This is a genomic window from Streptomyces noursei (assembly GCF_001646665.1).
GTDB lineage: Bacteria > Actinomycetota > Actinomycetes > Streptomycetales > Streptomycetaceae > Streptomyces > Streptomyces lavendulocolor.
Genome location: NZ_LWBU01000090.1, coordinates 52,571 through 67,883, shown reverse-complemented (window position 1 = coordinate 67,883; position 15,313 = coordinate 52,571). Strand labels below are relative to the sequence as shown.

Annotated in this window: 7 protein-coding genes; 3 read left to right on the top strand and 4 right to left on the bottom strand. The window is 74.1% G+C overall.

Annotated features, from left to right (window positions below):
* Positions 1 to 3 precede the first annotated feature (3 nt).
* The 3 genes from A4V12_RS07685 to A4V12_RS07675 all read right to left on the bottom strand — a co-directional run bounded on the left by A4V12_RS07685 (position 4) and on the right by A4V12_RS07675 (position 7,887).
* Positions 4 to 3,750, bottom strand: a complete 3,747-nt coding sequence (locus A4V12_RS07685) for an ATP-dependent DNA helicase (protein WP_064068593.1) — start codon at positions 3,748 to 3,750, stop codon at positions 4 to 6.
* 34 nt (positions 3,751 to 3,784) lie between these two features.
* On the bottom strand, positions 3,785 to 7,318 hold the full coding sequence (locus A4V12_RS07680) for an ATP-dependent helicase (protein WP_079136895.1): 3,534 nt from the start codon (positions 7,316 to 7,318) through the stop codon (positions 3,785 to 3,787).
* 155 nt (positions 7,319 to 7,473) lie between these two features.
* Complete coding sequence (locus A4V12_RS07675) at positions 7,474 to 7,887, bottom strand: MGMT family protein (protein ID WP_064068475.1); 414 nt, start codon at positions 7,885 to 7,887, stop codon at positions 7,474 to 7,476.
* A 179-nt stretch (positions 7,888 to 8,066) separates the two neighbouring features.
* Here A4V12_RS07675 and A4V12_RS07670 point away from each other — a divergent pair, with 179 nt between their 5' ends.
* The 3 genes from A4V12_RS07670 (at position 8,067) to A4V12_RS07660 (ending at position 14,039) form a co-directional block, all read left to right on the top strand.
* Positions 8,067 to 10,709 carry a lysylphosphatidylglycerol synthase domain-containing protein gene (locus A4V12_RS07670; RefSeq protein WP_079136894.1) on the top strand — a complete coding sequence of 881 codons (2,643 nt, stop codon included), beginning with the start codon at positions 8,067 to 8,069 and terminating at the stop codon, positions 10,707 to 10,709.
* 207 nt (positions 10,710 to 10,916) lie between these two features.
* On the top strand, positions 10,917 to 12,422 hold the full coding sequence (locus A4V12_RS07665; RefSeq protein WP_064068592.1) for an alpha/beta hydrolase: 1,506 nt from the start codon (positions 10,917 to 10,919) through the stop codon (positions 12,420 to 12,422).
* 54 nt (positions 12,423 to 12,476) lie between these two features.
* Positions 12,477 to 14,039, top strand: a complete 1,563-nt coding sequence (locus tag A4V12_RS07660; RefSeq protein ID WP_064068473.1) for an alpha/beta hydrolase — start codon at positions 12,477 to 12,479, stop codon at positions 14,037 to 14,039.
* 80 nt (positions 14,040 to 14,119) lie between these two features.
* On the opposite strand, the gene moeZ is transcribed toward A4V12_RS07660, so the two are convergent.
* Complete coding sequence (gene moeZ, locus A4V12_RS07655; protein WP_064068472.1) at positions 14,120 to 15,298, bottom strand: adenylyltransferase/sulfurtransferase MoeZ; 1,179 nt, start codon at positions 15,296 to 15,298, stop codon at positions 14,120 to 14,122.
* Positions 15,299 to 15,313: the final 15 nt, after the last annotated feature.

The window sequence follows — 15,313 nt, the reverse complement described above, 5'->3', positions numbered from 1 at the left end:
AGCCTATCCGGCGTCGGGGGGCGGTCCGTCCGCCGTCCCAAGGAGCAGGATGCGTTCGAGCCCGTCGCGTCCGGGCAGGTCGGCGGGGCGGACGACCTCCCCGGTGCGTACGTAGACGAACGCGGCCGTGACCGCGTCGAGGGGCAGCCCGTGCTGCTCGGCCCAGGCGAGCCGGTAGACCGCGAGCTGGAGGGGGTCGGCGGTGTGCGAGCGGTTGGTCTTCCAGTCCACGATCTCGTACGTCACGGCGCCGGTGTCCGGGTCGGCCTCGCGGTAGACGGCGTCGATGCGGCCGCGGATCACCCGGCCGCCGAGGGCCAGCTGGAACGGCGCCTCGACCCGGTGGGGGGTGCGGTGGGCGTACGGGGTGTTCTCGAACGCCTCCTTCAGGGCGGCCAGGTCCCGCTCGTCGGCGATCTCCGGCTCGTCCGCGTACACCTCCCCGCCCGGCAGCTCGTCCGGACCGAGCATGGGCAGCGGCAGGGCCTCGAACCGGGCCTCCACCCAGGCGTGGAACCGGGTCCCGCGCCGCGCGGCGGGCTGCGGGGGGCGCGGCATGGGGCGGGCCAGCTCCTGCGCGAAGCCGTCGGGGTCGGAGGCCAGGCGCAGCAGCTGGGAGGCCGACAGGGACGCCGGGAGGAGGACGTCACGGGTGGTGGCGCGGGCGCGCAGCAGCTCCCCGGTGAGGGCGTCGAGGTCGCGGTCCCAGGAGGCGATGGTGCGGGCCTCCTCGGGCGTGAGCCGCTCCCCCGCCCCGCGCACCGGACCCCCGGTGTCGCCGTGGCGAGGGCCGGGGACGCCGGGCCGGGCGGGGCCGGCGTCTCCGGGGCGGGAGGCGGCGGCCTGGTGCCCGGCAGCGGTGTCGGGGTGCGCGGCAGCGGTGTCGGGGTGCGCGGCAGCGGTGTCGGGGTGCGCGGCAGCGGTGTCGGGGTGCGCGGCAGCGGTGTCGGGGTGCGCGGCGACCGCGTCCACCGCCGGGGACGCGGGTCCGGCGGCGGGGTCCCCGGAGGGGTTTCCGGCGGTGGGGTCGGCGGCGGTGGGGTCCCCGGCGGGCGGTTCGGCGGCGGTGGGGTCGGCGGCGGGCGGTTCGGTCGCCCAGTCGTCCCAGTCCTCCTCCCAGCCGGTGAGGTCGTCGGGCCAGGGCTCGTCCGGGTCCGGGTGGCCGTGCGCGTCCGGGTCGTCCGGCGCCTCCGGCACCGGGTGGCCGTGGTCGGCCGGGGGGTCCGGCGGGAAGACCGGGTCGTCCGCGCCGGGCTCGGGGAGGGAGTCCAGGTACTCCATGACCTTGTCGGCGGCCGCTCGGCGGCGGGCCAGCGAATCCGGGTCCAAGGGCAGCGGCCAGGCGCGGTCGGCCGTGGCCTCCTGGAGCATGGGGTTCTCGGCGTCCTCGTCCGGTTCGTCCGCCCAGGCCTCGATCTCGCCGAAACCGGCCGCGCAGTGGTCGTACAGCGCGTGCAGGAAGGGGGACGGGCCCCTGGGGCGCTTCTGCGTCGGGCCCCACCAGTGGGCCGATCCCAGCAGGAGGGTGCGGGGGCGGGTGAAGGTGACGTACCCCAGGCGCAGCTCCTCGGTGTGCTGGTGGTCCCTCATGGCGTCCTTGAACGCCTTCAGCGACCTGGCGTCCCAGTCGTCGACCGCCGGGAGGGTCGGGGCGTCACCGCGCAGGGCGTGCGGCAGGACCTGCGGCTGGGCCGTCCAGGACTCGCGCGACCGGGTGCTGGGGAACTGCGACGTGACCAGGCCCGGGACGGCGACCACGTCCCACTCCAGGCCCTTGGACTTGTGGGCGGTCAGGACCTTGACGGTGTTCTCGCCACCGGGCAGGGCGTTGTCCAGGCCCTTCTCGTACTGGGCGGCCGTGCGCAGGAAGCCGAGGAAGGCCAGCAGGCTCGCCTCGCCGTCGAGGGAGGCGAAGCCGGCCGCTATGTCGAGGAAGTTCGAGAGGGTCTCCCGGCGGCGGGCCGCCAGGGCGTGCGGGGAGGCGGACAGCTCGACCTCCAGACCCGTGGTGGCCAGCACCCGGTGCAGGACGTCCATCAGGGGGTCGGCCAGGGAGCGCCGCAGGTCGCGCAGCTCGGTGGCGAGCCGCGCGAACCGCACCCTCGCCTCGCCGGAGAACGGCAGGCCGTCGTCCTCGCCGGCCGGTTCGAGGAACGTGTCCAGGGCGTCGGCGAGCGACACCACCTCGGCCGGGTCGACGCCCTCGACCGCCGCCGCCAGCCGCTCGTCCGGGTCCGTGTCGCCGTCGTCCCGGGAGCGGTGCACCAGGAGCCGGGCACGGCGGCCCAGGAGAGCGAGGTCACGGGCGCCGATCCGCCAGCGGGGTCCGGTGAGCAGCCGTACGAGCGAGGCGTTGGCGCCCGGGTCCTGGAGCACCTCGCAGACCGCCACCAGGTCGGCGACCTCCGGTAGGTGCAGCAGCCCGGAGAGGCCCACGACCTCGACGGGGACGTCCCGGGCGACGAGGGCGGCCTGGATCTCGGGGAAGTCGGTGGCGGTACGGCACAGGACGGCGATGTCGCCGGGTTCCTTCCCCGTGCGGACCAGGTGGGCGATGGAGTCGGCCAGCCAGGCGAGCTCCTCCGCCTGGGTGGGCAGCAGCGCGATCCGCACGGCGCCGTCGCGCTCCGCGCCGGGCGCCGGGCGCAGCGCCTCCACGCCCGCGTGCATGGCGCGCAGCGGCTCTGCGAGCCCGTTGGCCAGGTCCAGCAGGCGACCGCCGCTGCGGCGGTTCTCGCTGAGCGAGAAGCGGGTGGCGGGGGTGCCGTCCGCGTGCGGGAAGTGCTCGGGGAAGTCGTCCAGGTTCGCGACGGACGCCCCGCGCCAGCCGTAGATCGCCTGACAGGGGTCGCCCACGGCGGTGACCGGGTGTCCAGTGCCCCCGCCGAACAGCCCCGACAGCAGGAGCCGCTGGGCGACGGAGGTGTCCTGGTACTCGTCCAGGAGCACCACCCGGAACTCGTCGCGGAGGATCGCGCCGACCTCGGGCCGGGTGAGCGCCAGCTCGGCGGAGAGCGCGATCTGGTCGCCGAAGTCCAGCAGGTCGCGCTCGCGCTTGGCCGCGCGGTAGCGCACGACGAGGCCGGTCAGCTCGCGGCGGGCGCCGGCGGCTTCCGGGACCTTGCGGAGGTCGGCGTTGGTGAGGCGGGCGTCCGCGAGGGCGGCGAGCAGCCCGGCGTCGTGGCGGAGGAGGTCGGCGGGGCGGACCAGGTGCTCGGCCAGCTCGGCGTCGAGGGCGAGCAGGTCGCTGACGAGGGTGGGGAAGGACTTGGTCAGCGCGGGGTACGGGCCGGGTGCCTCGCGCAGCACCCGGGCGGCGAGCTGGTACCGGGTGGCGTCGGCGAGGAGGCGGGCGGTGGGCTCCAGGCCGATGCGCAGTCCGTGGTCGGTCAGGAGCTGGCCGGCGAAGGCGTGGTACGTGGAGATGCGCGGCTCGCCCGGCGGATCGTCCGGGTCGATGACGTCCGGGTCGGTCACCCCTGCCTTGACCAGCGCCTTGCGGACCCGCTCGGCCAGCTCGCCGGCGGCCTTGTTGGTGAACGTCAGGCCGAGCACCTGCTCGGGGGCGACCTGGCCGGTGCCGACCAGCCAGACCACCCGGGCGGCCATCACCGTCGTCTTGCCCGAGCCGGCTCCGGCCACGATGACCTGCGGCGCGGGCGGCGCGGTGATGCAGGCCGTCTGCTCCGGGGTGAACGGGATGCCGAGGAGCTCCTTGAGCTGCTCGGGGTCGGTGAGGCGAGTGGTCACGGTCAACGAGGCTAACCGGCCCCACTGACACTCCTCACTCCACGATGTGGCGCCCCTCGGGCCGGGCGCTGCACGAGGCCCGGAACGCGCAGTGGTCGCAGTGCTTGCCGGTGGACGGGGTGAAGCGCTCGTCCAGGACCCGTCCGGCGGCGGTCGCCAGCAGGTCGCCGACCCATTCGCCGCCGAGCGGCTCCTGCGCCTGCACCCTGGGCAGCGCTTCGCCGCCCTCCTTCTTGGGGGCGGCCTGGCGCAGCTGGACGAGTTCGGCGCCGCCGGGTTCGGGCCGGCGGCCGTCGAAGACCTCGTCGACGGCGCCCTCGCGGACGGCGAGCTGGTAGACGGCGAGCTGCGGGTGGTGGGCGACCTCGTCCTTGGTGGGGGCCGACTTGCCGGTCTTGAAGTCGACCACGTACGCCCGGCCGTGCTCGTCGGCCTCGACGCGGTCCATGGAGCCCCGGATGCGCACCTCGTACTCGCCCGCCTCCAGGGTGACGTCGAAGTCGTGCTCGGTGGCGGCGGGGGTGCGGCCGGCGCGGTCCATGACGTGCCAGCGCAGGAACCTCTCCAGCGCCACGCGCGCGTGCTCCTTCTCCTGGGCGGACTTCCAGGGGGCGTCGAAGGCGAGCGCGTCCCAGACCGAGTCGAGCCGCTCCATGAGGACGGCCAGGTCGGCGGGCGTGCGGCCGGAGGCGACCTCGTCGGCGAGGACGTGGACCACGTTGCCGAACCCCTGGGCGGCGGTGGCCGGGGCGTCGGCCTTGACCTCGCGCCCGAGGAACCACTGCAGGGCGCAGGTGTTCGCGAGCTGGTCCAGCGCGCTGCCGGAGAGCGCCACGGGGCGGTCGCGGTCGCGGAGGGGGACGGTCGCGTGGGTCGGCTCGTACAGACCCCACCAGCGGTAGGGGTGGGCGGCCGGGACGAGCGGCTGGCCCTCGTCGTCGGTGAGCGCGGCGAGCCGGGCCAGGCGCCGGGCGGCGGCGTCGCGGAGGGCGGGGGTCGCCTCGGGGTCGACGGTGGTGGCGCGCAGCTCGGCGACGAGCGCGGCGACGGCGAGGGGGCGGCGGGGGCGGCCGGTGACGTCCTTCGGCTCGACGCCGAGTTCGGTGAGGAAGCGGGAGGGCTGGTCGCCGTCGTCGGCGGGCGCCTTGACGGCGGTGACGACGAGCCGGTCGCGGGCGCGGGTGGCGGCCACGTAGAAGAGCCGGCGCTCCTCGGCGAGGAGGGCGCCGGGGGTGAGCGGCTCGGCGATGCCGTCCCGGCCGATGCGGTCGGCCTCCAGGAGGGAGCCGCGGCGGCGCAGGTCGGGCCAGAGCCCTTCCTGTACGCCGGCCACGACGACCAGGCCCCATTCGAGGCCCTTGGAGCGGTGCGCGGTCATCAGGCGCACGGCGTCGGGGCGCACGGGCCGTTTGGTGAGCGTGTCGGCGGCGATGTCCTGGGCGTCGAGCTCCTCCAGGAAGTTCAGGGCGCCGCGGCCGCCGGTGCGCTCCTCGGCGCGGGCGGCGGTCTCGAACAGGGCGCACACGGCGTCGAGGTCGCGGTCGGCGTTGCGGCCGGCGGCGCCGCCCCGGAGCGCGGCGCGCTGGAGGCGGGCGGGCCAGGGGGTGCCGTTCCACAGGAGCCAGAGGGCCTCCTCGGCGGTGCCCCCGCCTGCCAGCAGCTCGCGGGTGCGGCGCAGCAGGTCCCCGAGCCGCTGGGCGCCGCGGGCGTACGAGGGGTCGTGCGCGACGAGCCGCTCGGGCTCGGCGAGCGCGCGGGCGAGCAGGACGTCGGAGGGCGCGGGGACCTTGTTGCCGCCGGCCCGCTCCTCGTCCCGCAGCGCGCGCCCCAGGCGGCGCAGGTCGGCCGCGTCCATGCCGCCGAGCGGCGAGGTGAGCAGGCCGATCGCCGTCTCGGTGTCGAGCCACGGCCGGCTCGCGTCCGGGAGGTCGTCCCGCTCGTCGCGCTCGTCGGCCTCGGCGTACTCGTCGGCCTCGTCGGACTGCTCGCGGCCGTCGGCCACGTCGTGCTCGTCGGGCTCGTCGTGCTCGTCGTGCTCGTCGGGCTCCTCGCGGTCGTCGCGCTCGTCGGGCCCCTCACGGCCGGCGGCCTCACCGTGCCCCTCGCGGCCGTCGTGCTCGTCGGGCCCCCCGCGGTCGTCGGGCCCCCCGCGGCCCTCGGCATCGTCGGGCTCCGACCCGTCCGCCCGCACCGGGGCGTCCGGGGCCGCCGCCGCGCGGAGGGCGGCCAGCAGGGGGGCGACCGCCGGTTCGTGGCGCAGCGGGACGTCGTTGCCGTCGACCTCCACCGGGACGCCCGCCGAGGTCAGCGCACGGCGGAGGGTGGGGATGGTGCGGCCGCCGGCGCGGACCAGGACCGCCATGTCGTTCCAGGGGACGCCCTCCTCCAGGTGGGCGCGCCGCAGGATGTCCGCGATGTTGTCGACCTCCGTGGAGGGGGTCGGGAAGGTGTACGTCTCGACCCGGCCGCCGCCGCGTACCGCCGCCAGGTCCCGGTGCGCCCGCGCCTTGTCGGCGGGGAGGCGCGGCAGCGGCATCCGGCCGGTCAGCAGGCGGGTGGCGGACAGCAGCGCGGCGCCCGAGCGGCGCGAGGTGGTGAGGACGGCGACCGGCGACGGGGTGCCGTCCGCGCGGCGGAACGTGCCGGGGAAGTCCAGGATCCCGTTGACGTCCGCGCCCCGGAACGCGTAGATCGACTGGTCCGGGTCGCCGAACGCGTACAGCGTCCGCCCGCCGCCCGCCAGTGCCCGCAGCAGCCGGACCTGCGCCGGGTCGGTGTCCTGGTACTCGTCGACGAACACGGCGTCGTAGTGGGGCAGCGGCGCGGAGCCCGCCAGCAGCACCGCCCGGTGGACCAGCTCCGCGTAGTCCAGCACGCCCTGCATGTCGAGCACGTCCAGGTACTCGGCGAGGAACTCGGCCGCCGCCGACCAGTCCCGCCGCCCGGTGCGCGCCGCGAAGTCCGCCAGGGCGCGCGGGCCGAGGCCCAGCTCGCGGGAGCGGGCGAGCACGGCCCGCACCTCGTCGGCGAAGCCGCGCGTGGTCAGGCACGCCCGCAGCTCGTCGGGCCAGTGGATGCGGGCCAGGCCCTCCCGCTCCAGGTCGAGCTGGCCGGCCAGCAGCTCGCGCACGGCCAGGTCCTGCTCCGGGCCGGACAGCAGGCGCAGCGGTTCGGCGAAGAGGTCGGCGTCCTGGTGGGCGCGGATCAGGGCGTAACAGTAGGAGTGGAACGTGGTGGCCTGGGGGGCGCGCGTCCCGCCGATCCGCGCCGTCAGGCGGTCGCGCAGCTCGACGGCCGCCTTGCGGCTGAAGGTGAGGACCAGGATGCGCTCCGGGTCGGCGCCCCGGGCGATCCGCGCGGCGACCGCCTCCACCAGCGTCGTCGTCTTGCCCGTCCCCGGTCCGGCCAGGACCAGGAGCGGTCCGCCGGGGTGGTCAACCACAGCGCGCTGCGATGCGTCCAGGAGAGGGGGGTCCACCGGAGCCGGCGGGGTACGCACCAGTCGGTACGCGCCCGGGGTGCGCCCACGAGATGGCGTACGCCCGGTGGTAATCGAGGAGGAGCTCACGTGGATCGCCGGTCCTGGTGGGTGGTGTGCTGGTGCTGAGGATGCTGGGAGGGGGGTGCGGTGAGCACGCCGCGCGCAACGACGTTACGCGTACTCCGTACGGTCGTGCCCACGGTTCCCACCCTGCCCGCCGCGCCGCCGCATGGCCGAAGCTGTCATCTGTGAGCCATCGCACTCGCTCCGGAGCCGACGCCGCCGCCACCACCGCCGGAGCCGTCACCGCCGGAGCCGTCCCGGCCGTCCCAGCGGGCCCGGCGCATGTCGAGCCGCGGTACGCGGTCCTCCGCCGAGCGCGCGGCCTCGCGCAGCGGAGTGCCCTCCGCCCGGTAGTGGCCGAGCGCGCGCGGTTCGTGGCCGGGCAGGGGCCGGCCGTCGGCCCGCACCACCCGCCACCAGGGCACCGCGCCGCCGTAGAGCGCCATGACGCGTCCGACCTGGCGCGGGCCGCCCTCCCCCAGCCACTCGGCGACGTCCCCGTACGTCATCACCCGGCCGGGCGGGATCAGCTCGGCGACTTCCAGCACCCGTTCCGCGTACTCCGGAAGCTCCTCAGCAGTCACCCGGTCCATCCTGCACCACACCACCGACAACGCGGGCAATGCACCCTGATGGCCCCCCGTACCGCCCGGTCATGCCACCATCTTCCGGGCGGTGACCGGTGATACGAGATCAACAAGACACAGATACGGCGAAGGGGCAGGATGTGCGGCCTCCCGAGGTGGCGACCGCTTCGGGGCCTCCTGAGACGATGGAGAAGAATGAGACGAAGGAGACGGTATGCGTGAACGCGGAGAGGCACATCGACCGCGTCTCCGGTGACGAGCCGCTTCTCGCCGCCCGCGTCCACCGGCCCTCCGACCTGCTGCGCCTGCTCGTCGGCATCCTCGTCATCGCCGTCGTCATCGCCATCGCCGCCTTCGCCCACGCCACCACCACCGGGCTGGAAGAGGACATCAGCAAGGGCACCGGCCAGGCTCCCGACGTCTTCGTCAAGGTCGCCGGACTCGTCTCCAGCATCGCCGTCCTGCTCGTCCCCGTCGCCTTCGCGATCGAACGGCTGATCAAGCGGGACGGGCTGCGCATCGCGGACGGCGTCCTCGCCGCCGTACTGGCGCACGGCGTCACCCTCGCCACCGACCTGTGGGTCGCCAGGGCGGCGCCCAGCACCATCCAGGAGGCGCTGACCCAGCCGCAGGCGGGCGGCGGACTGTCCGACCCCGTCCACGGCTACCTGGCCCCCGTCATCGCCTACATGACGGCGGTGGGCATGGCCCGCAGGCCCCGCTGGCGGGTGTCGCTCTGGGTGGTCCTGCTGCTCGACGCGTTCGCGATGCTGGTGGCCGACTACACCACCCCGTTCTCGATCATCCTCACCATCCTGATCGGCTGGACCGTCGCCTACGGCACCCTGTACGCCGTCGGCTCGCCCAACGTGCGGCCCACCGGCCAGACCCTCCTGGCCGGCCTGCGCCACGTCGGCTTCCGCCCGGTCACGGCGATGCGCGCCGAGGACGTCACCGACTCCGCGGAGCAGGGCGACCGGGGCCGCCGCTACCTGGTGACGCTGGAGGAGGGCCCTCCGCTCGACGTCACGGTCGTCGACCGCGAACAGCAGGCGCAGGGGTTCTTCTACCGGGTCTGGCGCAGGATGACCCTGCGCGGCATCACCACCCGCCGCTCCCTGCAGTCGCTGCGCCAGGCGCTGGAGCAGGAGGCCCTGCTGGCCTACGCGGCGATCGCGGCCGGCGCCAACGCACCGAAGCTGATCGCCACCGCCGAGCTCGGCCCGGACGCCGTGATGCTGGTGTACGAGCACCTCGGCGGCCGTTCGCTGGACGCGCTGGAGGACCGGGAGATCACCGACGAGGTCGTGCGGGGCGCCTGGCAGCAGGTGAAGGCGCTGCAGTCCCGGCGCATCGCCCACCGCAGGCTGACCGGCGACGCCCTTCTGGTGGATCGTTCCGGCAAAGTGATCATCACAGATCTCCGGGGCGGTGAGATCGCCGCCGGCGACCTCGTCCTGCGCATGGACATCGCGCAGCTCCTCACCACCCTGGGCCTGCGGGTGGGCGCGAAGCGGGCGGTGGCCGCCGCGGTCGAGGTGCTCGGCCCCGACAAGGTCGCCGACTGCCTCCCGCTGCTCCAGCCGATCGCGCTCAGCCGCTCCACCCGCGCCACGCTGCGCAGACTCGCCCGGGAGCGCTCGCAGCGGGAGCGCGAGGCCGTCCTGGCCGCGTCCGAGGCGGCCAAGCAGGCCCGGCTGGAGGGCCACGCCGAGAAGAGCGACCAGGACAAACGCGCCGACCGCAAGGCCGTGCGCGCCCACAAGCAGGCCGAGAAGCGGGCCCTGGACGAGGCGATGGACGAGGTCCGGGAGGAGGACCTGCTGGCCCAGATCCGCCAGCAGGTGCTGCTGATCCGGCCCCAGGCCCCGGTGGAGCCCGTACGGCTGGAGCGCATCCGGCCGCGGACGCTCATCAGCCTCATCGCCGGCGCCATCGCCGTGTACTTCCTGCTCTCCCAGATCGCCGAGGCGCCGCTGTCGGTGTCCACGATCGCCGAGGCCGACTGGGCCTGGATCTCGGCGGCGCTGTTCTTCTCCGCGCTCAGCTACGTGGCGGCCGCCATGAGCCTGCTGGGCTTCGTGCCCGAGCGGGTGTCGTTCGGCCGCACCGTCGTCGCCCAGGTGGCGGGGTCCTTCGTCAAGATCGTCGCCCCGGCGGCGGTCGGCGGCGTCGCCCTCAACACCCGCTTCCTCCAGCGCTCGGGGGTACGGCCCGGCCTCGCGGTGGCCAGCGTCGGGGCGTCGCAGCTGTTCGGGCTGGGCGCCCACATCCTGCTGCTGCTGTCCTTCGGCTACCTGACGGGGACGGAGAAGACCCAGGACTTCACCCCCTCCAGGACGGTCATCGCGGGCCTGCTCACCGTCGCGGTGCTGGTCCTGGTGGTCACGGCCGTCCCGGGGCTGCGCAAATTCGTCTCGACCCGGCTGCGGTCGCTGTTCGCGGGTGTCGTGCCGCGCATGCTGGACGTCCTCCAGCGGCCGGTGAAGCTGCTGACCGGCATCGGCGGCATGCTGCTGCTGACGGCCACGTTCGTGCTGTGCCTGGACGCCTCGATCCGGGCGTTCTCGCACGGGGCGCAGCCGCTGACGTACGCCAGCCTCGCCGTGGTCTTCCTGGCCGGCAACGCCCTGGGGTCGGCGGCGCCCACCCCGGGCGGTGTCGGCGCCGTGGAGGGTGCGCTGATCGCCGGCCTGGTGGGTGTGGGCGGGATGCCGCTGGAGGTCGCGACGCCCGCCGTCCTCCTCTACCGGCTGATGACGCTGTGGCTGCCGGTGCTGCCGGGGTGGTTCTCGTTCAACTTCCTGACGAGGAAGGGCGCTCTGTAACCCGCTCCACGCGCGCGTACCCGCGTACGGCCACCCGCATGGCCCTCGTCGCGGGCGCCCGGCCGGAGCCGGACGCACCATGGATCCATGACCCACCGCGCCGCCCGGTCCGCCGCCACCCGCACCCATCGGCGTACCGCCGTGCGGCCCGCCCGGCACGCCACCCGGCCGGCCGCCGTGCTCGCCGCCGCGACCGCCACCGTGCTGATGGCGGCCGGGTGCTCCGGCGACGGGGACAAGGGCGGCCGGGATCCGGACCGGCCCAAGGAGCTGGCCACCCAGAAGCTCACCTGGGAGGAGTGCCCGGCCCCCTCGCTCCAGGAGGGTCCCGGCACCGCCCCGTCCCCCCTCCCGGGCGGCGCCAGGTGGGAGTGCTCGTTCATGCAGGCCCCGCTCGACTACGCGGACCCCGGCGGGGACACCGTCGAACTGGCGCTCATCCGGGCCAAGGCGTCCGACCCGGCGAAGCGGATCGGCTCCCTCATCTTCAACTTCGGCGGTCCCGGCGGCTCCGGCCTCACCGCCCTGCCCTCCTTCGCCAAGGACTACGAGTCCCTGCGCACCCGTTACGACCTGGTCAGCTTCGACCCGCGCGGCGTCGGCCGCAGCGAGGGCGTGGAGTGCGCGGACGACGAGGAGCTGGACGCGTTCTTCGCCCTCGACTCCACGCCCGACGACGCCCGCGAGGAGACCGCCTACCAGGAGGGGCTCAAGAAATTCGCCGAGGCCTGCGAGGAGAACTCCGGTGACGTGCTGCCGCACGTCGGCACCACCAACGCCGCCCGCGACATGGACCTGATGCGCCAGGTCCTCGGCGACGCCCGGCTGCACTACTTCGGCATCTCCTACGGCACCGAACTGGGCGGCGTCTACGCCCACCTGTTCCCCAGAACCGTCGGCCGTGCCGTCTTCGACGCCGTCGTCGACCCCACCGGCACCGGCGAGCAGGGCGCCCTGGGCCAGGCCAAGGGCTTCCAGCTGGCGCTGGACAACTTCGCCGAGGACTGCGTCCGGCGCGGTGACGCCTGCAAGCTCCCGGGCTCCGACGCCAAGGAGATCGAGGGGTTCATCACCGGTCTGCTGGCCGAGCTCGACAAGAAGCCCATCAACGGCATCGGGGACCGCATGCTCACCCAGTCGCAGGCCACCAACGGCATCGCCCAGGCCCTGTACTCCAAGGAGTACTGGCCCTACCTCGAGCAGGGCCTCGACGAGGCCGACGGCGGTGACGGGGGCCTCCTGCTCGCCCTGTCGGACTCCATGAACGGCCGCGACCAGAGCGGCAACTACAGCAACCTCCAGGCGGCCAACGCCGCCATCAACTGCGTCGACGACAAGGAACGGTTCTCCGTGGAGCAGGCCAAGGCGAAGCTCCCCGAGTTCCGCGAGGCCTCCCCCGTCTTCGGGCCCTTCCTCGGCTGGGGCCTGATCAGTTGCTCCCAGTGGCCCGTCCCCGGCACCTGGGACCACCCGGACGTCAGCGCCCCCGGCTCGGCGCCCATCCTCGTCATCGGCAACACCGGTGACCCGGCCACCCCCTACGCGGGTGCCAAGGCGATGGCGGACGCGCTCGGCAAGGGCGTCGGCGTGGAGCTGACGTACCGGGGCGAGGGGCACGGCGCCTACAACGGCGGGGACGCGTGCGTGAAGCGGGCCGTGGACGGCTACCTCCTGGACGGCACGGTCCCCGCGTCGGGGACCGTGTGCCCGTAGCGCCGCCGGCGGTCCGGCCTAGGATGGCTGTTCGTACAGAAGTTGGGGGGACTCATGTCCATGCGGGTACGGGCCGGGGCCGCGGCGGTCGCCGCGGTGCTGATCGCGGGGCTGGCCACCGGCTGCGACAGCGGCGGCACGGACCCGGGCGGCGGTACGGGCCGGACCGGCAGCACCGGCTCCGGCGGTACGTCCGAGGGCGCGATGGACTCCCTGCCCGCCGCGCTCACCGGCCAGCAGCCGCGGTGGGACGCGTGCGAGGCGCCCCCGGGCGGGGAGAAGCCCGGCCCCGAGTGGCGCTGTACGACCGTGAAGGTGCCGCTCGACTACGCGAAGCCGGACGGCGAGACCCTGCCCGTCGCGCTGATCCGCAAGGAGGCCCGCTACAAGGACCGCCGGATCGGCTCCCTGCTCTTCAACTTCGGCGGCCCGGGCGCCTCCGGGGTCAGCGCCATGCCGCAGGCCGCCCAGGGGTTCGAGGAGCTGGGCGCCCGCTACGACCTCGTCGGGTTCGACCCCCGCGGCGTGGGCGGCAGCTCCGCGGTGGTGTGCCGCGACAGCGAGGAGCAGGCCGCGTCCCTCGCCAGGATCGACCTGACCCCCGACACGCCCGCCGAGGAGGCCGCCTTCCTGAAGGACGGCGCCGACTTCGGCGCCGGCTGCGCCGAGCGGTCCGGCAAGGTCCTCGCACACGTCACCACCAGCAACACCGCACGGGACCTGGACCTCGTGCGGCACGTGCTGGGCGACCGGAAGCTCAACTACATGGGCTTCTCCTACGGCACCCAGCTGGGCGGGACCTACGCCCACCTCTTCCCGCGCAACGTCGGGCGGACCGTCCTCGACGCGGTCGTCGACCCCACCGCGGACGCGACCGGGCACGCCCGCAACCAGGCCACCGGATTCCAGCGGGCGCTGAACAACTACTTCGCGTCCACCGGTGAGAGCGCCGCGGCGGGGAACGCACGCGTGACCGCGCTGCTGGAGCGGCTCGACCGCCGTCCGCTGCCCACCGACGGCGACCGGGAGCTGACCCAGAGCCTCGCGCTCACCGGCATCGCGCAGACCCTGTACTCCCAGCAGATGTGGACCTACCTCACCGAGGGCCTGAAGGAGGCGGAGGCGGGCAGGGGCGACACCCTGCTCCGGCTCGCCGACATGTACAACGACCGCGGCGAGGACGGCACCTACGGCACGCAGGCGCACTCGCAGCGCGCCATATCGTGCGCCGACAGCAGCAGCCGGCCGACGGCCGCCCAGGCGAGGGCGCTGCTGCCGGAGTTCCGGCGGATCTCGCCGGTCTTCGCCGAGTTCATGGCCTGGGACACGGCCGGGTGGTGCGCCGACTGGCCGGTGAAGGGCGAGAGCGCCACACCGGAGGCGAGTGCTCCGGGCGCGGGCCCGATCCTGGTGGTGGGGACGACGGGCGACTCGGCGACGCCGTACGAGGGCGCGAAGAAGATGGCGGACGAGCTGGGGGCGGGCGTCGGCGTCCTCCTCACCTTCAAGGGCGAGGGGCACGGCGCGTACACCGGCGACAACCGTTGCGTGCGGGACACCGTCAACGCCTACCTGCTGGACGGCAAGGTCCCCCCGAACGGCACGACCTGCTCCTGAACGGGCCCCGCGCCGGTCACGGGCGGGCGAACGGAAAAGGGCCGGACCCCCGCACGGGGTCCGGCCCTTTCCGTCGTGGCCTAGTAGACCGGCTTCTGCGGCTCGATCTGGTTGACCCAGCCGATGACGCCGCCGCCCACGTGCACCGCGTCCGCGAAGCCCGCGGACTTCAGCACCGCGAGGACTTCCGCACTGCGGACACCCGTCTTGCAATGCAAGACGATCTTCTTGTTCTGCGGGAGGTCCTGGAGGGCGCTGCCCATCAGGAACTCGTTCTTCGGGATCAGACGGGCGCCCGGGATCGAGACGATCTCGTACTCGTTCTGCTCGCGCACGTCGATGATGTCGATGTTCTCGCCCTCGTCGATCCACTCCTTGAGCTGCTTGGGAGTGATCGTCGAGCCGAGCGCCGCCTCCTGGGCCTCCTCCGACACGACGCCGCAGAACGCCTCGTAGTCGATGAGCTCGGTGACGGTCGGGTTCTGGCCGCAGACGGCGCAGTCCGGGTCCTTGCGGACCTTGACCTGGCGGTACTGCATCTCCAGGGCGTCGTAGATCATCAGGCGGCCGACCAGCGGGTCCCCCACGCCGGTCAGGACCTTGATCGCCTCGGTGACCTGGATGGAGCCGATGGACGCGCACAGCACGCCCAGCACACCGCCCTCGGCGCAGGACGGGACCATGCCCGGCGGCGGGGGCTCCGGGTAGAGGCAGCGGTAGCAGGGACCGTACTCGGACCAGAAGACCGAGGCCTGGCCGTCGAACCGGTAGATCGAACCCCAGACGTACGGCTTGTTCAGCAGCACGCACGCGTCGTTGACCAGGTAGCGCGTGGCGAAGTTGTCCGTGCCGTCGACGATCAGGTCGTACTGGCCGAAGATCTCCATCACGTTGTCGGCCTCGAGCCGCTCCTCGTGAAGGATCACGTTCACGTACGGGTTGATGCCGAGCACGCTGTCACGCGCGGACTCGGCCTTGGAGCGGCCGATGTCGGACTGGCTGTGGATGATCTGGCGCTGCAGGTTCGACTCGTCGACCTCGTCGAACTCCACGATGCCGAGCGTGCCCACGCCGGCCGCGGCCAGGTACATCAGAGCGGGCGAGCCGAGGCCGCCGGCGCCCACACAGAGCACCTTGGCGTTCTTGAGCCGCTTCTGCCCGTCCATCCCGACGTCCGGGATGATCAGGTGGCGGGAGTACCTGCGGACCTCGTCTACGGTGAGCTCGGCAGCCGGCTCGACCAGGGGTGGCAGCGACACGGGGACTCCGTTGGT

What these genes read in the sequence shown, in the direction of transcription:
- A4V12_RS07675 (WP_064068475.1), bottom strand. Translation starts at nt 7,887, where the DNA reads ATGGACCGGGTGACTGCTGAGGAGCTTCCGGAGTACGCGGAACGGGTG.
- A4V12_RS07670 (WP_079136894.1), top strand. Translation starts at nt 8,067, where the DNA reads ATGGAGAAGAATGAGACGAAGGAGACGGTATGCGTGAACGCGGAGAGG.
- A4V12_RS07665 (WP_064068592.1), top strand. Translation starts at nt 10,917, where the DNA reads ATGGCGGCCGGGTGCTCCGGCGACGGGGACAAGGGCGGCCGGGATCCG.
- A4V12_RS07660 (WP_064068473.1), top strand. Translation starts at nt 12,477, where the DNA reads ATGTCCATGCGGGTACGGGCCGGGGCCGCGGCGGTCGCCGCGGTGCTG.